The sequence below is a fragment of the Paenibacillus sp. GD4 genome, assembly GCF_030846225.1.
Taxonomy (GTDB): domain Bacteria; phylum Bacillota; class Bacilli; order Paenibacillales; family NBRC-103111; genus Paenibacillus_G; species Paenibacillus_G silviterrae.
This window is the reverse complement of sequence record NZ_JAVCYK010000001.1, coordinates 3,113,025-3,131,944: the sequence shown is the minus strand read 5'-3', so window position 1 is coordinate 3,131,944 and position 18,920 is coordinate 3,113,025. Positions and strand designations below refer to the sequence as shown.

Sequence of the window (18,920 nt, the reverse complement as noted above, 5' to 3'; positions counted from 1 at the left end):
TATGATCAATCGCATAAGGCAAAAACCCGAGCCGAAGGGATATTTGGCTTTGGTATTGCATGCCCACCTGCCCTATATCCGGCATGACGACCCGGACGATTATATGGAAGAACGCTGGTTTTATGAAGCGATGACGGAAACGTACTTGCCGCTGCTTGAGGTGTTCGACCGGCTTCATAGGGAACAGGTCGATTTTCGCCTGACTTGCTCCATGACACCGACGCTGCTGTCGCTTTGCTCCGATCCTCTGATGCAAGAGCGCTATTCCCGCCATTTACAGAAGCTTATTCAGCTGGCGGACAAAGAGATTGTGCGGCTTCAGGATGATTCAGGGCTTCAGCCGCTGGCACGGATGTATGCCGACCGCTTCCGTAAGCTCCGCGACCTCTATGAAGACTGCGGACGCAATATCGTCAGCCGCTTCCGTTACTATCAAGACATCGGAAAGCTGGAGATTCTGACTAGCGGGGCAACTCATGGATTTCTGCCGCTGATGATGACGGAGGAGGCGATTCGTGCCCAGATCGCTACCGCTGTACGGGATTACGAACGTCATTTCGGGAGAAAGCCCCGCGGCATCTGGCTGCCCGAATGCGGCTTTACGACCGGCATCGACCGGGTTCTCAAACCACTCGGAATCGATTATTTTGTATGCGACGACACAGCGGTTGCCAACGCCTCCCCATCACCGAACCGGGAGCTGTATGCACCGCTGTTGACACCTTACGGGGTATCCGCCTTCCCCCGTGACCCGGAATCCGCCAAGCAGGTATGGAGTTCTTCCGAAGGGTATCCGGGCGATTATTACTATAGGGAATATTACCGTGATATCGGTTGGGATCTTGGCTGGCATAACCCGGAGGAATGGGAGCATATCCGTCCTTATGTTCTACCGACGCATGAGCGCGTCAATACGGGATTGAAATATTACCGGATTACCGGACCTGGCACTCACCGCGAGCCTTATGATCCCCAAGGGGCCCGGCAGCGGGCGGCTGACCATGCCGCACACTTCCTGCATAACCGGATCCGGCAAACCGAGCATTGGCACGCGCATCTGGATCGGCGGCCGGTGATCGTCTCCCCTTACGATGCCGAGCTTTTCGGGCATTGGTGGTATGAGGGACCGATATTCATCGAAATATTGTGCCGTCAAATTTTCCATGACCAAGACGCCATTCAGCTTATCACCCCGTCGGAATACCTGAGGGAATATCCTGTTGCCGATACGGGTAAAATCAATGAGTCCAGCTGGGGTCGCAATAGCTCCTCGGAGGTTTGGCTGCAAGGCCACAACGATTGGATCTACCGGCATCTTCACGAGGCGGAGCGGCGGATGATCCGGCTGGCTACGGAACACGCGCATGCGTCCGGCCCCCTGCCGAAACGGGCTCTGAACCAGGCGGCACGCGAGCTGCTGCTGGCCCAAAGCAGCGATTGGGCGTTTATCATGGACTCCCAAACGGTCGTAGAGTATGCCTGCCGCCGGACCAAGGATCATCTAGGCTGTTTTCACCGCCTTTGCGATCAGCTCGAAGCGGACCGCATCGATGAAGACTACCTAGCCCGGCTGGAAGCAAAGGACAACTGTTTCCCGGACATCGATTACCGCGATTATGTCTCGATATATCCGGCATCGCAGGTTGCCCTTCTGCCCGACCCGTTGCTCTTGGGGGCTGTGCTGGAGGAGACGAAGCATCAACCGAACATCTTCATGCTGGCTTGGGAATACCCTCCTAAGTATGTCGGCGGTTTATCACGCGCCGTATGCGATTTGGCTGAATCGCTTGCCGAGCGGGGAAGCATAGTGCACGTGGTTACAAGCTCCCATTACGGAGCACCGCCCTTCGAGAAGCGAAATGGCGTCTATGTACACCGCGTTCCGGTGCTGTATTCCTATGATACCGATTTCTATCATTGGACCTTCGAGATGAACCTCGCCATGACAGACCATCTTGTACAGTGGAAGGAAAGCGGCGGGCGGATCGATCTGCTCCATGCGCACGACTGGATGGTGTATCATGCCGCACGCGAAATCAAAATGAGCTACAGAATTCCTTTACTATCGACCATACATGCTACGGAATGGGGCCGCAACCAAGGCAAGCTGCATTCCGCGCTTTCTCATAAAATTCATCATCTGGAATGGAGATTGACCTACGATTCGGATCGCGTAGTTGTGTGCAGCCAATATATGAAGCGGGAAGTCCTTCGCCTGTTTCAGCTGCCTGAGGAGAAGCTCCACATCTTCCCGAACGGCGTTCGCTTGAACAGCGGTCCCGCCGATGCCGGAGCCGGCGAGCGGCAGAAGGATGCCAAGCACCGCTTCGGGGTCCAAGGGAGGCCCGTCCTTTTCTACATCGGCCGCCTGGTTTACGAGAAAGGCCTCACCACACTGATTCAGTCGATGCCTAGGCTGCTTTCCCATGTGCCCGGCACCGTACTGCTGATCGCCGGCTCCGGGCCGATGGAGGACGAGCTTAAGCAGCTGGCGGCTCATTTAGGCGACCACGTCCGCTTCCTCGGCTTCATCGACGACGAAGCGAAATCGCTACTCTACCAAGCAGCGGATGTCTGCGTCATTCCAAGCTATTATGAGCCGTTCGGCATCGTGGCCTTGGAGGCGATGAAAAGCTTGAGACCTGTCGTCGTCTCGGATACGGGAGGACTGGCCGAAACGGTGGAGCACGGTATCGACGGGTATAAGGCGCTGCCCGGACATGTCGACTCCTTGGCCTGGCATGTCAGCGAGCTGCTGCTGCAGCCGGAGCTGGGTCGCCGGATGGCCGAAGCCGCTTACCGCAAGCTTGTGCAGCACTATCAATGGAGTACGATCGCCGAGCAAACCGCACAGGTGTACCGGCAATTGCTGCCCGGCGGGCAGCCGGCCCCTTCCCATACCGTACCGCAGTAGATTTTCGCATCGAAGGGAGCATTATCGAAACCCAAGCTTTGAGGAGGAAACACCGATATGAAAGCCGTCATTATGGCGGGAGGCAAGGGGACGCGGCTTCGTCCCTTGACTTGTCATCTCCCCAAACCCATGGTTCCGTTACTTGGCAGACCCTGCATGGAATATATCATTGATTTGCTGAAGAAGCACGGCATTACCGAGATTGCCGTCACCATTCAATATTTGCCCGATGTAATCCGCGATTACTTCGGCGACGGAACCGACTTCAGCGTGAAGCTGCACTACTTTGAAGAGTCGGCTCCTTTGGGGACGGCCGGCAGCGTGAAGAACGCCCAGTCGTTCCTGGACGAACGCTTCCTCGTAATTAGCGGCGATGCGTTAACCGATTTCGATCTTACCGAGGCGGTTCGCTTCCATGAAGAGAGCGGTTCTCATGCGACCCTGGTACTGACGCAGGTTCCGGAGCCGCTCCAGTATGGCGTCGTCATGACGGATGAGGGCGGCCGCGTCACCCGGTTTCTAGAGAAGCCCGGCTGGGGCGAGGTATTCAGCGATACGGTGAATACCGGCATCTACATCCTGGAGCCGCACGTATTGAACCGATTCGACGCGGACATCGAGTATGATTTCAGCAATCAGCTGTTCCCGGAGCTGCTGGCAGAGGAGCAGCCGCTGTATGGCTATGTTGCGGAAGGGTACTGGTCCGATATCGGGAATCTGCAGCAATACCGTCAGACGCAGTTCGATATGCTGGACGGGCTCGCAAAGGTTCAGATCCGCGGGGAGGAGTTGGCTCCCCGCGTTTTCGTCGGCGGGAATGTGTCGGCTGCCCCTGGGATCAAGTGGACCGGGCCTGCTTACATCGGGGAGGATTCCCAGCTGGAAGACGGCGTTGAGATCGGCGAATATTGCATCATCGGCAGGGGGAATAGGGTGGCCCGGGGCAGCTCCCTGGAGCGGACCATTCTATGGGACCACAACCACATAGCCGAGCAAAACGAGCTTCGCGGCGCCACCTTGGCCAGCCGAATCACCTGCCTTGAGCATTCCCGGCTCTCCGACGGGTCGGTGATCGGCAGCCATTGCGAAATCGGGCCGAAAGCGACCGTCGAGCCGAATGTGAAGATCTGGCCGAAAAAGCATATTCGCGAAAGCTCACGGCTCACCTCCTCCTTTATCTGGGGAGACCTCTCCAGCAAATCGCTGTTTAAAGCCAATGGCGTCTCCGGCAAGCCTAACATTGAGATCACGCCGGAATTCGCTTCCCGCTTCGGGACGGCTTACGGGGCTACACTCGCCAAAGGCAAAGCGGTTACGGTCAGCAGCTCGCATCACGAATTTGCCAAGGTACTGAAGCGCTCCCTTACGGCGGCCCTGCAGTCGGTCGGCGTCCAGGTCATCGATCTGGGCGTTGTCCTTCCCCCCGTCGCCCGTTTCGCGGTCCGACAGCTGCAAGCCGGCGGAGGGCTCCATGTGCAGCTGCATTCCGATGCCGGCATCTGCACATTCGAATGCTACGACCACCAGGGCTTGCCGATCGGGAAGGCAGCGGAGCGCAAGGTGGAGAACAGCTATTGGCAGGAGGACTATGGACGCGCCTCGCTTAGTGCATTGGGAGCCTACTACGAAGATGATTCCTTGACGGAGCTGTATTTGAGATCCGTTCTGGCCTGTACCGCCTTTGAGTCTTCTTCCGCGCGGCCTTTCCGTGTCGTCGTCAGCGCTCACCCCGAGGTTTTTTCCTTGGTGAAGCTTCTTCTGGAGCGGCTGCATAGCGAGCTGATTCATCTGCCCGGGGAAGCGCAGCAGGATCAGCTTCCCGGCTGCGTTACCGCTCTGCAGGCGGACATGGGCCTCCGGCTTGATGACGACGGACGCAGGATGTCGCTGGTCTCCGAGCGGGGCATGCGAATCGACGGAGATCAGCTTATGGTCCTGCAGTATTTGTCCTTCTTTCACAGCTTCAAGCAAACGGTTATCGGCGCTCCCGTCAGCGCCCCCCATTTGCTTGAAAGCTTGGCGGACGGACTCGGCTGCCGCGTACAGCGCACGAAGGAAAGTGCCCGCAGCATCATGGAGGTATCGGCCGAGCTGCTACTACACCCGTTGTTTGACGGGTTGTTCGCTACCGGGCTGATATTGCAGAATATGCATCGGAGCGGACTTACTCTTCACTCGCTGCTGGAGCTGGTACCGAGCTTTTATTTGCACCGCGACCGGATCGAATGTCCCTGGGACGCTAAAGGAAAGGTCATGCGCCGCATGATGCGGCAAACACAGGGACGCGAGGTCGAGCTGGTGGACGGCATCAAATTCCATCATGACGGCGGCTGGGTGCTGCTGCTTCCCGATTCGGACGAGCCTACCTTCAATGTGATCGCCCAAGGCGACCGTCCGGAGCTGGCCGAAGCGTTGGTAAGCGAATACCGCCATCACATTCTAAACTCGATGCAGTAAACATAAGCATAACCATAAGAAGAAAAATCCGTTGCCGGACTTTTTTCCGCGCCTAACGGATTTTTCGCTGTCACTTCGCCTTCGAAAGGAGAGGATCGCAAATGAGGAAGTTTCTCCCGATCAGCTCAAAGCAGATTGCCTTCGTCGAATACGACGATCAGTCCTCCCAGATGCACATTCAGTACCATACGGGACAATCGCATATCTGCACAAATGTAAGACCCGATCAGTATCAATCCCTGCTGCAGTCGTCAAACCCCTACGACATCATTGTAAAAATGGCCGCAGAGCCCTCCGCTTATCTACCCAAAGGATGAACGTTAGGAAAATCTCCTACTTTACGCTGGGAGGAGCAGCGAGGGTCGGAGATTTTTTCACCCGTATAGAAAGCTTGGATTGGGCAATAGTAGGTTACTAGAGCGATTTCCCCAAAAAATATGAAAAAAACCGCGCCGGTATACGTTTTCATTCATTTTCACGGATTGACCGGCTTGGTAGAAAAAGGTACTCTACAAATAGAGAAGTTGTTACCCCGCTTAAAGAAGGATGTGGATGAGTTGCCAAGACCATTAGCAATCGGAAACGGGAAGTTCCTAATCAACTTAGATCGACATACGTTCATGCGAGATTTGTATTATCCCTATGTGGGGCAGCTGAACCACGTCGGCGGTTACCAATGCAGAGTCGGCATCTGGGTCGACGGTACCTTCACTTGGCTTTCCGACCCCGAGTGGAATTTCCACCTTTCTTATGTAGAGGACTCCTTAGTCACGCAGGTGACGGCTTCGCACTACCATCTTGGCATCACGCTCTACATCAATGACGGCGTCCATCAACGGGAGACGATTTATCTCAAGCGGATCCGCGTACATAACCACTGGGATAAGGTGCGCGAGGTTCGGATGTTCTTCAATCAGGATCTGGTGATTAACGAGACGGAGGTCGGTGATACCGCAGCCTATTACCCTCAGAACAATACGGTGTTTCATTATAAAAAAAGCAGCTACTTCATGTTCAACGGCTTGGCCGGAAATGAAGGCATGTTCCAATATACCTCCGGTGTAAAGCGGTTCTACAATGCGGAAGGAACCTGGCGGGACGCCGAGGACGGACATCTGTCCGGCAATCCGATCTCGCAGGGCTCCGTCGACAGCACGATCAGCTTCCGCACCCATGTGCCGCCGAACGGTGATGAGCATATCTATTACTGGATGTCGGCCGGCAAAAGCCTGGAGGAAGTGAAGAAGCTGGATGCTTATGTCCGGGAAAGCCATCCGGGCAATCTCCTCGACCGCGCCCAAATTTACTGGCAGCGCTGGGTCAACAAAGCGGAGCTCAACTTCGGCGACCTGACGGAAGCCTGTGTCCGGCTGTATAAACAAAGCTTGCTGATCGTGCGGACCCAAACGGATGCGAACGGCGCCATCATTGCCGCAAACGATTCGGATATTATGCAGAGCAACCGAGACCATTACAGCTACATGTGGCCTCGTGACGGCGCCCTGATCGCTTATGCCATGTCGATGGCCGGCTATCAAGGGATGATCGTACCGTTCTTTGAGTTTTGCGCCAAGGCGCTGTCACCGGAGGGCTACTTACACCATAAGTACAATCCGGACGGCACCGTCGGCTCCAGCTGGCATCCTTATTTAAACAACGGCAATGCCCAGCTGCCCATTCAGGAAGACGAAACGGCGCTCGTGCTGTTCGCCCTGTGGCAGGACTACGTGCGCCACGGCGATATCGAGCTCCCGCAGTCACTCTACCGCGACTTGATCCGCCGCTCGGCCCGCTTCATGTCGAGCTATATTGAAGCCGACCTGAACCTGCCTAAGCCGAGCTACGACCTGTGGGAGGAGCGCTACGGCATCTATACGTTCACTGCTTCCGCGGTGTACGGCGGCTTGATTGCAGCAGCCAACTTCAGCAATCTGTTCGGCGACGAGGAACGCAGCAGCCGTTACCGCCACACAGCGGAACGTATCAAGTCCGGCATTCTCAAGCATCTGTGGGACGAAGAGGAAGGCCGCTTCGTTCGGGGGCTCTATCTCGATAACGGCCAGTGGGTGAAGGATCGTACGCTGGAGAGCAGCGTGTACGGGATTTTCGAATTCGGCGTACTGCCGGCGGATGACCCGCGCGTCGTCAGCACGATGCAGGCCAACAAGGCTGGATTGACCATTAAGACGGAGGTAGGCGGTGTGGCGCGGTACCACCACGACTACTACTTCCAGCGTTCCTCGGACATAGAGAACATTCCCGGCAATCCGTGGATTATCTGTACGCTCTGGATCGCGGAGTGGGAGATCGAATGCGCCAAGTCGCTGGAGGAGCTGGAATCGCCGCGGCGCACGCTGGAATGGGTTGTGGCTCACGCCATCGAAAGCGGCGTCCTTCCGGAGCAGCTGGATCCGTTCGACGGGGGCCCGGTATCGGTAGCTCCTCTGACCTGGTCACATGCCACATACGTGTTAACTGTGGTAAAATATATAGAAAAGTATCAAAAGCTTACAAGTCAATCCAAATGCTAAAGGTATAACCGGGATACGCCCCGACGGGGCGTGTTCCTTTTTTCAACTTGTTGTTTAAGGAGTTTTCCGTCATGACCTACTCGGCCGCGCCTCCACCCATCGGTACCTCCATCCATCACAAGCTCCCGCTGCTGCGCCGGGCACGTATGCTTGTTCTTGTGTACGCTCTCGTATACTTCGGATTATTGCTCGTGCTCCAGCCGCCATACGGCAGAATCGCTTCGGATGTGCTAAGCCCGGTTGGGGTGATGCTAAGCCTGCTTCTGATGGGGTACAGCCTTAGGCATCAGCAAGGGAAGCTGAGACGAGCATGGCAGTTGTTTTTCAGCGGTGCGCTGCTCTACGGAATCGGAGAAACCCTATGGCGCCTTCAAGACCTTTATGTATGGCAGGGCTCCGTTCCGGCGGCCTACACCACAGCGGATCTGTTCTTTGCCGTATTGCCCGTTGTGTTTATCGGGGCGATTTTGTCCTTACTGCATTCCTATCGACCGATGCTTACGATTCATGCGGCCTTTGACATTCTAATTACCATGGTGACCATCGGGACGCTCAACTGGCATTTTATTTTTTTACCGATCCTGAATCCGTCCGGCATCGACGGTGGTCGGGCTGTGCTCCTGCTGATGTATCCGATCGGAGCACTCGGCTGCTTTCTTGGTTCCCTATTTATGTATTACAGCTATCACACCCATGGAAGCCGCAGTTTGAGTCTGCTTCACATTGTATTTGCTTCCGGCCTATGGTGTATCGCCATTCAGATCTATGTAATGAAAACGATTGCGGGAAGCTATGCCTCGGGTGATTGGATTGATCCGTTATGGGCCTGCGGACTACTGATGCTCGGCTTGTCCAGCTTGACCGGCACGGACCGCCCTTTGGCAGATCCGCAAGCTCCCGATACCCGGCGTAAGCTCGGGGCGCATCCCTTGCTTCCTTATGTCGCTTTCGTCCTGCTGCTGGCGGTAATGATATTCGTCACTCCCCCGCTGGACGAGCTGATGATCGGCATCCTCGTATCGCTTGTTCTCATTATCATCCGGCAGTTTCTGACGCTTGCCGATAACCGAAGGCTGTTCGGCTTGCTGGAGCAGTCCAATGAGAAGCTGGAACGTCAGGGCCGGCGCCTGCTGCAGCAGCAGAAGGAGCTTGAGGCTGCATTCGAGGAGCTGCAGCGGCTGAACTTGCTGAAGGAAATGGAAGCGCGTACGGACTACTTGACGGGACTGATGAATCGCCGAAGCATTCAGGAGAGAATGAACAAGGTGTGGGAGAGAGCGGAGCGTACGGGGGAGCTGTTCTGTATCCTGCTTTTGGATTTGGATCACTTCAAGCAGATCAACGATCAGTACGGTCACGACTCGGGGGACAGGCTGCTTGAGTCCTTTAGCCGACTGCTGCAGAAGGAAGCCCGGACGGGCGATGCCATCGCCCGCTTCGGCGGCGAAGAATTCCTGATTCTCCTGCCGGATACCGGCTTGGATGCCGCACTGGCGCTAGCGGAAAGGCTGCTCAAGCAGCTGGCGGCGATAGAGCACCGCTCAGGTGAAGGCGCTGTCTTCCGCGTAACGACCAGCATCGGGGCGGCGCAGTGGCAGGGCCCCGGCGAGCCGCTGCACTCGCTGCTCGTACGCGCCGACCAGGCGCTCTATGAAGCGAAACGGACAGGCCGCAACCGCGTTTGTGTAGTATAAATTTCTTCATGAAAAAGGCTTCTTCCCGCCTGTCAGATACGACTCTGACTAGCGAGAGAAGCCTTTTTGTATGGTATGGCGGTGGTGGTAGTGAAGCCGTCCCGGTCCTCCGTGCCGTTATTGCGGTCGTTACCCGCTCCCCGACACTCCCTGGCACGCGTTAACGACCCTGCATGCCGTTATCCGGCGGTTTGCAGAGCTGGAATGCTCACTTAACGCACCTGCGTGCCGTTATTGTAGTCGTTCCGCGCTCTCCGGCACTCCGTGGCACGCGTTAACGACCCTGCATGCCGTTATCCGGCGGTTTGCGGAGCCGGAGCGCTCACTTAACGCACCTCCGTGCCGTTATTGCGGTCGTTCCTTATCGTTATCCCTTACTCATGTATGTAGGTTTCCTTGTACTTCTCGGCATCCCAGAGCTGTTCAAGCTCCGACGGATCGGCCATCTCCATGACGATCAGCCATCCGCTCTCATACGGCGACAGGTTGATGATCCCCGGATTCTCCAGCAGCTTCACGTTGATGTCGATTACCTTGCCGCTAATCGGCGCATACAGCTCCGATACCGTCTTCACCGACTCCAGACTGCCCAGCGGCTCCCCTGCCTTCAGCTCATCGCCTATTTCCGGCAGCTCGGCGAAGACGACCATGCCAAGCTCATCCTGAGCAAAATCGGTCACGCCGATCACCGCTCGCTTGCCCTCCGCGCGAACCCATTCGTGGTTCTCGCTGTATTTTAAATGGCTAATGACGTCCATCCTTAACGCCCCTCTCTATAGCAATAAACCCCTCGCCTGCCGTCAGCAGCCCGAGGGATTCTTGTATGCATGATGATTACTTCGCTGCCAGGAGCTTGTCGCCCTTCTTCCAGCCGATCGGGCACAGACCGCCGGATTGCAGGGCCTCCAGAACGCGGTAGGTCTCCTCGACACTGCGGCCCACGTTGTTATGGTGAACTACTTGGTACATCAGCTCGCCTTCCGGATTGATGATGAACAGACCGCGAAGCGCGATGCCTTCTTCTTCGATCAATACGCCGTAATCGCGGGAAACCTGCTTCGTCATATCGGATGCCAGCGGGAAGTTCAGCTGCCCGAGGCCATTCTGGTCAACCGGTGTGTTGATCCATGCACGGTGGGAGTGCTTGCTGTCCACGGACACGCCAAGGATCTCTGCGTCAACTGCTTTAAATTGGGCCGCAGCTTCGCTGATCGCCGTAATTTCCGTCGGGCACACGAAAGTGAAATCCAGCGGATAAAAGAACAATACGAGCCATTTGCCTTTGTAATCGTCCAGACTGACACGCCCGAATTCTTGTCCGCTGCCCAGGGCCGTATCCATTGTGAAGCTTGGTGCCGGTTTGCCTACTAAACGTTCTGCCATGATGAAAGCCTCCTAAGGATCTATATGGAAATGACGGAATAGCTCATCTTTACGCAATTCATGGTATCATTCGAAAAAATGAAAGTCAAGATTAGAACTATTATACTTTTAGAATAATTCTAATTAACGCCATTCCCTTACATTCCACGAAAAAAGACTCTCAAGAATCGCTTCTCAAGAGTCTTCCCAGGTTGATCTTATTTACGGATCGCGTTCACAATCAGCTCGCCCATTGCGGTTGTGCCGATGGCTTTGCTCTTATCGACGGCGATATCGCCTGTACGATGACCGGCATCCAGCACTTCCTTCACGGCGCGCTCGATGGCTTCCGCCGCTTCGTGGTAACCGAAGGTCAGACGGTACATCAGCGCTACGGACAGGATCGTTGCAATCGGGTTCGCAATGCCTTGACCTGCAATGTCGGGTGCGGAGCCGTGTACCGGCTCGTACAAGCCGAACGCGCCCTCGCCCAAGGAAGCGGAGGACAGCATTCCGATGGAGCCTGTCAGCATCGCCGCTTCGTCGCTCAAGATATCGCCGAACATGTTCTCAGTTACGATAACGTCGAAGCTGGCAGGACGGCGCAGCAGCTGCATAGCACAGTTGTCAACGAGCACGTGCTCGAGTTCTACATCCGGATACTCAGGAGCAATCCGGTTAACGACTTCTCTCCACAAGCGGGAGGTTTCCAGAACGTTGGCTTTATCTACGGAAGCCAGCTTCTTACGGCGAGTTTGCGCGATTTCGAACGCTTGACGAACGATGCGCTCCACCTCAGCTACGTTATATACGCAAGTATCTACCGCTTCTTGACCGTTCGCACCTTCACGGCGGAACTTCTCACCGAAGTAGATACCGCCTGTCAGCTCGCGTACCACGATCAGGTCCGTGCCCTCAAGCACTTCCGGCTTCAGCGTGGAGGCTTCCTTCAAGCAATCGAAAACGTTCGCCGGACGAATGTTGGAGAACAAACCCAGCGCTTTGCGGATACCGAGCAAGCCTGTTTCCGGGCGAAGCTCCTTCGAATTGTTATCCCATTTCGGTCCGCCGACAGCGCCGAGCAGTACCGCATCCGCTTTTTTACAAATATCGAGTGTTTCCTGCGGAAGCGGTGTCCCTTTCTCATCAATGGCGATACCGCCGAACAAGCCATGCTCGAATTCAAAGCGAAGTCCGAAAACGTCCTCGGTCTTCTTCATCACCTTAATCGCTTCGTTTACAACTTCAGGACCGATTCCGTCACCCGCGATGACGGCAATCTTTTTCAAGTCTGTCATTTTATTCACTCCTCGAGTCTTCATTAACTCTGTTGTATCATATATGTTCTTTGCTTGACCAAGATATAAAATCTATCATCGCGATAGGTTTTAACTATAGCGCTCGATTCGACCAAAAGCTTTGAGTACCCGCAGCTTCTCCAAGGTCAGGACGCCGCACCATTCCGTATGAGCCTCGGCCCACTCCTTTTCGTCTTGTCCCCAGCTCCACTCCGGCATCCAGCAGCCTTCCGGTGTTTGCTTCGATACGGCAAAATCAAGATTGGCCTGCACAGCCTCCGAGAGCATATCCGCATACGGGGAATCCGGCGATGTAACGACCTTGATCGGCTGCAGGCCATAGCCGGTCCACTTCGCCGGATCGGTAACCACATTCGATTGCACCGATGCTTGCAGCCATGGCTCCATCCGGCCGTACTGCTCAGAGGCTACAAACCGTGCCAGCCGCAAATAGCAGAGCAGTTCATGGAACTCAAGCTGCTTGACCTCCTCCAGCTTCTGTATTGCCGTCTCCGTTAGGGCTTCTGCGAAATTTCGATCCGATTCACTTCCGTAACGCAAGAAGTACCCCGCAATCTCCGCGTTCGCGTTCCCCCAATGCGGCCGGGTACGGACGCTTTCGTAGCCCCACCAGGGAGCCCTCGGAGCTTCCTCTGCCGCTTCTGGGATGAGGTCCCATCCTTGTCCGGCAGCATCATAGGTCGATCGAAAATAAGCGAGCGCCTCCTCTGCGGGCTCTTTAGCGGCTTCATCCGGCAGCAGCACGAGGTACTGCATCGCAATCGTGGTAGCGTAAGCGGATGATGCAGCCGTCCGCAGGTCCGGCTCCAGGCCGTACCCGAAGCCTCCGTCCTCGTTCCGGTACTGGATGAGCTCCTCCACTACCGTCTCCGCCGAGCCCTGACCGAATTCATAGGCCAGCATGGCACGCTCCAGCGGTCTTGCCTTTACATTCATGAAGTCCACCGCTTGTCCAAATGCATAATCCGAAAGCCTCTTCGTCACACCGATTCCTCCTCCGATTGTGTAACACCATTCTACCATAGAAACGAAGAAAACCGCCTTCTGGCGAAGGCGGTTCGTTTTACACTTTATTTCCCGTTCTTGCTCATTTGGTTGACGGCACTGAACAGCGCTTTGACAGACGAGGTCATGATATCCACATCGATGCCGCAGCCCCAATGTACGCTGCCGTTCGAAGCCTTGATGCCGATATAAGAAACTGCTTGGGATTTGGACCCTGTTTCCAGAGCATGCTCCTTATAGGATAAATCGGAGTAATCCAAACCAAGATGTGTCTGAAGCGCATTGCTGATCGCATCCAGTCTTCCGTTACCCGTACCCGTAATTTCTTTGACTTCATTGCCGGTCCGGATGGTGACTACGGTTTGGAAATCATCATCGTCGGTAAAACGGTATTTGACGAACTCAACCGGCGTTTTGATATTGACATATTCCTTCTGGAAAATGTCGTAAATTTCATCCGGCAGCAGTTCTTTCTGCTGTTGGTCCGATACGTTTTTCACACAGTATCCGAAGTGCTCGCGCATTTTCGGGGGAAGATCCAGTCCGTACTTCAGCTGCAGCACGTACCCAATGCCGCCCTTACCGGACTGACTGTTAATTCGGATAATATCCCCTTCATACTCTCTGCCGATATCCTTCGGATCGATAGGCAGGTAAGGCACTGACCAATACTCGCGCTCCTGCTCCTCGCGCCATTTCATTCCCTTGGCAATCGCATCCTGATGCGAGCCGGAGAAAGCGGTGAATACGAGCTCGCCGCCGTAAGGGTGTCGTTCGCTAACTCTCATTTTGGTCAAACGTTCGTATACGGCGAGGATGCCTGGGATGTTCTCGAAATTCAGCTTCGGGTCCACTCCGTGCGAGTACATGTTCAACGCCAGTGTAATGATGTCGACATTCCCTGTTCTTTCCCCGTTGCCAAACAAGGTTCCTTCCACCCGCTGTCCTCCCGCGAGCATGCCCAGCTCCGCATCGGCAACCCCTGTACCTCTGTCGTTGTGCGGATGGAGCGAAACGATGACGTTCTCGCGGTAATTCAGATGCTCGCTCATATATTCAATTTGGCTTGCATAGACGTGCGGCATGGACATGGATACGGTAGCCGGAAGATTGATAATTACCTTGTTGTCAGCGGTCGGCTGCCAAACATCCAGTACCCGATTGCAAATTTCGAGTGAAAATTCCACTTCCGTACCGGTGAAGCTCTCCGGCGAATATTGGAATTGGAAGTTCCCTTCGGTCTCTTCCGCACAGGCCTTCAGCAGCTTCGCTCCGGTAACGGCTATATCGATAATTTCTTCCTTCGATTTGCGGAAAACCTGCTCCCGCTGCGCCACGGAGGTCGAATTGTACAAGTGCACTACGGCCTTTTTGGCTCCTCTCAGCGATTCGAAGGTTTTGCGGATAATGTGCTCCCGCGATTGGGTAAGCACCTGGATCGTGACGTCATCCGGGATCAAATTCTTCTCGATCAAAGTGCGCAGGAAGGTGAACTCCGTTTCCGACGCTGCCGGAAATCCTACTTCAATCTCCTTGAATCCGATGTCTACGAGCAACTGGAAGTACTCCAGCTTTTCCTCCAGATTCATTGGAACGATTAACGCCTGATTTCCGTCACGAAGGTCGACGCTGCACCAAGTAGGTGCCTCGGTAATATATTCCTTTTGGGTCCACTTCAAGCTTTGCTTCGGCGGCATAAAATACCCTCTAGCATATTTCTCTGCGTTTCTCATAGGTTTCCCTTCCTCTCTTCCATATCCTGTAGCGTCCTGCCGGAACGCAAAAAAGCCTTTCATCTCCCTAAACAGAGACGAAAGACTGTGACATCTTACGCGGTACCACTCCAATTCATGCCTTTGACAGCATGCACTTAGCGGATAAGGGGCTGGCCTAACGGACAAGCCTACTATCCTCCTGATGATAACGGTCAGGCTCCGGCTCCACCTACTTGTTCGTTCAGCGGGCAACTCTAAGGCGAGTTCAGATCTCCTCCACGACTGTTTCGCACCAACCAACAGCTCTCTTAACGCTTGGGACACCTTACTATTCCTCTTCAACGTATTTTCATATTATTACGTATTGTATAACACGCGAGCCATAATATCAAGCATCTCCTTAGAAAAACAAAAAAGGTACGGCCCGAAACAGACCGTACCTTATGTAAACACCTATTACTTCTTGATCCAGTGCATCAGTTCACGCAGCTGGGAACCGACTTGCTCGATCGGATGCTCGGATTCCAGACGGCGAGTCGCAGTAAGGAACGCACGGCCGGATTGGTTCTCCAGGATAAAGTCGCGAGCGAATTTACCTTGTTGGATGTCGGAAAGAACTTCCTTCATAGCCTTCTTCGTTTCTTCTGTAATTATGCGAGGACCTGTTACATAGTCACCGTACTCCGCTGTGTTGGAGATGGAGTGTCTCATTGTTGCGAGACCGCCCTCATACATCAGGTCAACGATCAGCTTCAGCTCGTGCAAGCACTCGAAGTAAGCCATCTCAGGAGCATAGCCTGCTTCAACCAATGTTTCGAAGCCTGCTTTAACCAGTGCGGAAGCACCGCCGCAAAGAACCGCTTGCTCACCGAACAGATCGGTTTCTGTCTCTTCACGGAACGTTGTTTCGATAACGCCCGCACGAGTACAGCCGATACCCTTCGCATAAGCCAAACCGATCGCTTTAGCTTGTCCGTCAGCATCTTGGTGGATCGCGATCAGACCAGGTACGCCGAAGCCCTCAACGTATACACGGCGAACCATGTGGCCTGGGGACTTAGGAGCTACCAGCAATACGTTCTTGTCCGAGGACGGGTTGATTTGACCGAAGTGAACGTTGAAGCCGTGGGAGAACAGGATCGTTGCGCCTTGCTTCAGGTTCGGTTCGATTTCGTTCTTATATACCGACGCTTGGGTTTCGTCAGGCATCAGGATTTGCACCACATCAGCCAGCTTCGTAGCTTCCGCTACGCTGAATACTTCGAAACCGTCGTTTTTCGCTTGCTCAAAGGAACGGCCTTGACGAAGACCGATAACTACTTTCAGACCGCTGTCACGCAGGTTTTGCGCTTGTGCGTGGCCTTGGCTTCCGTAGCCGATAATTGCGATGGTTTTGCCCTTCAGTACGTTTAAATCAGCATCCTTCTCATAAAACAATGTTACAGCCATGGTATTATAGCTCCTCCTTTAATTTAGAACCCTGTATGCGGGTGTTCAGCCGGACAACACGGACTAGGGGCACCGCGTCGCGTTAAAGCGTTATCCGCTTGAACCCCCGCACACAGGAACCATTTTACTACACTTTGCCTTCAGTTGAAATGTTTATTTCGCAGACATGCCGCGAACCATTGCCGTTACGCCTGTACGGGACAGCTCCCGAATGCCGTAAGGCTTCAGCAGCTCGACCATCGCATCGATTTTGTCGGAGTCGCCTACGACCTGAACGATCAGCGAGGACGGTCCGATATCGACAACAGCCGCGCGGAAGGTTTCGACGACACCCAGGATCTCCGGACGTGCCGCCGGCTCTGCAGTAACCTTGATCAAGGCAAGCTCGCGGGCCACCATCGGATTGGCACTAAGGTCAACGACCTTGATTACGTCGATCAGCTTATACAGCTGCTTCGAGATTTGCTCCAGCGTCTGGTCATCGCCCGTAGTGACGATAACCATCCGGGAGAGGCCCTGCTCTTCGGATTCTCCCACCGTAATGCTCTCGATATTGAAGCCGCGGCGTCCGAACAAGCCGGATACACGCTGCAGAACGCCGGGCTGGTTGTTCACTAATACGGAAATGGTATGTTTGCGAATCATTCCGAGTCCCCCAATATCATTTGGTCTATCGTCGAGCCTTGTGTAACCATCGGATACACGTTCTCTCCCTTGCGGACGACGAATTCCACGAGTACCGGTCCATCGGTGTTCATTGCTTCCTGCCAAGCGGCTCTAGCTTCGTCCTTGTTGGTTGCGCGAAGTCCTTTCACGCCGTAAGCCTCTGCGAGCTTCACGAAGTCCGGGCTGCCGGCCAGGTCAATGTGGCTGTAGCGGTTGTCATAAATGATCTCCTGCCACTGGCGAACCATACCGAGCACCTGGTTGTTGATTACCACGATTTTCACCGGAATCTTGTTGATGGCGCAGATCGCCAGCTCCTGCGAACACATCTGCATTCCGCCGTCACCGTTGACCGATACGACCATACGGTCCGGATTTGCAACCTGTGCGCCGATCGCGGACGGGAAGCCGAAGCCCATCGTGCCCAAGCCGCCGGAGGTGATCCAGGAGCGAGGGTTGTTGAACTTGTAGTACTGCGCCGTCCACATCTGATGCTGGCCTACGTCCGTCGTAACGATCGCATCGCCGTTCGTCGTCTCATGAATCATCTCGATCACGTATTGCGGCTTCAGCTCCGTATCGGAATCCACATACGTCAGCGGGTTGTTCTTCTTCGTCTCGAGCACCCACTCAATCCACTTCTCGGATTTCGCCGGCTTCGCCTTCTGGTTCGCCTGCTGCAGCACTTCCTTGATATCGCCGACAACCGGGATCGAGGTTTCGACAATCTTGCCGACCTCAGCCGGGTCAATATCGATATGAACGATCTTCGCATGAGGCGCAAAGCCGTTCACCTTCATCGTCACGCGATCGTCGAAGCGTGCGCCGATCCCGATGAGCAAATCGCACTTCTGCAGCGCATGGTTCGCCGTGTACGTTCCGTGCATTCCCGGCATCCCCATCCACAGCTCATTCGCGCTAGGGAAGCCGCCCAAGCCGAGCAATGTCGTCGTTACCGGAATGCGTGTCTTCTCCACGAACTCGATAAGCTCCTTCGCCGCATCTGCGTACACCACGCCGCCGCCGGCCAGAATGACCGGACGCTCCGCTGCGGCAATGGCCTCCAGCATCTTGTCGACCTGCAGCTTGTTCGGCTGCACCGTCGGCTTATAACCGCGAATGTCCACCTTCTCCGGGTAGTGGAATTCCATTTGCGCATTGGATACATCCTTCGGAATATCGACCAATACCGGACCTTTACGTCCTGTCGACGCAATGTGGAACGCCTCTTTCATGATACGTGGGAGGTCCTTCACATCGCGCACCAGGTAGCTGTGCTTCGTAATCGGCATTGTGATGCCGGTAATGTCCGCCTCCTGGAAGGCATCCGTTCCGATCACCGTCGTGGCGACGTTTCCTGTGATAACAACCAACGGCACCGAATCCATGTAAGCCGTAGCGATCCCCGTAACGAGGTTGGTCGCTCCCGGACCGGATGTGGCGATACATACGCCGACCTTTCCTGTGGAACGGGCATAGCCGTCCGCCGCGTGAATCGCGCCCTGCTCGTGACGAGTCAGCAAGTGGTTAAAATCCGGATTGCCGTGCATCGCATCATAAATATATAAAACCGCCCCGCCCGGATATCCGAAGACGCAATCAACATCCTCCAGCAATAAGCTACGCAGCAACGCTTCCGACCCTGTTACGACATCCGGCTTCAGCAGCTCCTGACGCAGCTGCTCCTTCGACTTCTGTGTGGTTTGAACGATCATCTTCTTTATCCTCCTCTCAAAAAATAAAAACCAAAAAACCCCTCTCATCCCGACGCGCATAAACGCATCTGCCGGGACGAAAGGGGTTCGAAT

13 protein-coding genes and 1 other annotated feature are annotated in these 18,920 nt (G+C 54.8%); of the genes, 5 read left to right on the top strand and 8 right to left on the bottom strand.

Annotated features, from left to right (window positions below):
• The first annotated feature begins 1 nt into the window (after window position 1).
• The 5 genes from RAC89_RS15015 to RAC89_RS14995 all read left to right on the top strand — a co-directional run bounded on the left by RAC89_RS15015 (window position 2) and on the right by RAC89_RS14995 (window position 9,596).
• Complete coding sequence (locus RAC89_RS15015; protein WP_306614410.1) at window positions 2-2,914, top strand: 1,4-alpha-glucan branching protein domain-containing protein; 2,913 nt, start codon at window positions 2-4, stop codon at window positions 2,912-2,914.
• 57 nt (window positions 2,915-2,971) lie between these two features.
• Window positions 2,972-5,371 (top strand): sugar phosphate nucleotidyltransferase, encoded by a 2,400-nt coding sequence (locus tag RAC89_RS15010; RefSeq protein WP_306614408.1) that lies wholly within the window; start codon window positions 2,972-2,974, stop codon window positions 5,369-5,371.
• 101 nt (window positions 5,372-5,472) lie between these two features.
• Window positions 5,473-5,688 (top strand): KTSC domain-containing protein, encoded by a 216-nt coding sequence (locus RAC89_RS15005; protein WP_284643979.1) that lies wholly within the window; start codon window positions 5,473-5,475, stop codon window positions 5,686-5,688.
• Between the two features lie 240 nt (window positions 5,689-5,928).
• Window positions 5,929-7,902 (top strand): glycoside hydrolase family 15 protein, encoded by a 1,974-nt coding sequence (locus RAC89_RS15000; RefSeq protein ID WP_306614407.1) that lies wholly within the window; start codon window positions 5,929-5,931, stop codon window positions 7,900-7,902.
• Between the two features lie 71 nt (window positions 7,903-7,973).
• Window positions 7,974-9,596, top strand: a complete 1,623-nt coding sequence (locus RAC89_RS14995; RefSeq protein WP_306614404.1) for a GGDEF domain-containing protein — start codon at window positions 7,974-7,976, stop codon at window positions 9,594-9,596.
• Window positions 9,597-9,970: 374 nt separating this feature from the next.
• Here the strand turns inward: RAC89_RS14995 and gcvH are convergent, their stop codons facing one another.
• The 8 genes from gcvH to ilvB form a co-directional block, all read right to left on the bottom strand.
• Window positions 9,971-10,354, bottom strand: coding sequence for a glycine cleavage system protein GcvH (gene gcvH / locus RAC89_RS14990; protein WP_306614402.1), 384 nt, complete (start codon window positions 10,352-10,354; stop codon window positions 9,971-9,973).
• Window positions 10,355-10,430: 76 nt separating this feature from the next.
• On the bottom strand, window positions 10,431-10,979 hold the full coding sequence (locus RAC89_RS14985; protein ID WP_306614401.1) for a peroxiredoxin: 549 nt from the start codon (window positions 10,977-10,979) through the stop codon (window positions 10,431-10,433).
• Between the two features lie 197 nt (window positions 10,980-11,176).
• Window positions 11,177-12,256 (bottom strand): 3-isopropylmalate dehydrogenase, encoded by a 1,080-nt coding sequence (leuB, locus tag RAC89_RS14980; RefSeq protein ID WP_306614400.1) that lies wholly within the window; start codon window positions 12,254-12,256, stop codon window positions 11,177-11,179.
• A gap of 90 nt (window positions 12,257-12,346) precedes the next feature.
• Complete coding sequence (locus tag RAC89_RS14975; RefSeq protein ID WP_306614398.1) at window positions 12,347-13,261, bottom strand: hypothetical protein; 915 nt, start codon at window positions 13,259-13,261, stop codon at window positions 12,347-12,349.
• Window positions 13,262-13,347: 86 nt separating this feature from the next.
• On the bottom strand, window positions 13,348-15,015 hold the full coding sequence (gene leuA / locus RAC89_RS14970; protein ID WP_306614396.1) for a 2-isopropylmalate synthase: 1,668 nt from the start codon (window positions 15,013-15,015) through the stop codon (window positions 13,348-13,350).
• A 70-nt stretch (window positions 15,016-15,085) separates the two neighbouring features.
• Window positions 15,086-15,348 (bottom strand) — a binding site (T-box leader).
• A 105-nt stretch (window positions 15,349-15,453) separates the two neighbouring features.
• Window positions 15,454-16,446 carry a ketol-acid reductoisomerase gene (gene ilvC / locus RAC89_RS14965; protein ID WP_284643964.1) on the bottom strand — a complete coding sequence of 331 codons (993 nt, stop codon included), beginning with the start codon at window positions 16,444-16,446 and terminating at the stop codon, window positions 15,454-15,456.
• 153 nt (window positions 16,447-16,599) lie between these two features.
• On the bottom strand, window positions 16,600-17,091 hold the full coding sequence (gene ilvN / locus RAC89_RS14960) for an acetolactate synthase small subunit (RefSeq protein WP_306614394.1): 492 nt from the start codon (window positions 17,089-17,091) through the stop codon (window positions 16,600-16,602).
• The gene (gene ilvB, locus RAC89_RS14955) at window positions 17,088-18,827 is read right to left on the bottom strand and encodes a biosynthetic-type acetolactate synthase large subunit (RefSeq protein WP_306614392.1); all 1,740 of its coding nucleotides are present in this window, start codon (window positions 18,825-18,827) and stop codon (window positions 17,088-17,090) included. Before ilvB ends, ilvN begins: the two co-directional genes overlap by 4 nt.
• Window positions 18,828-18,920 lie beyond the last annotated feature (93 nt).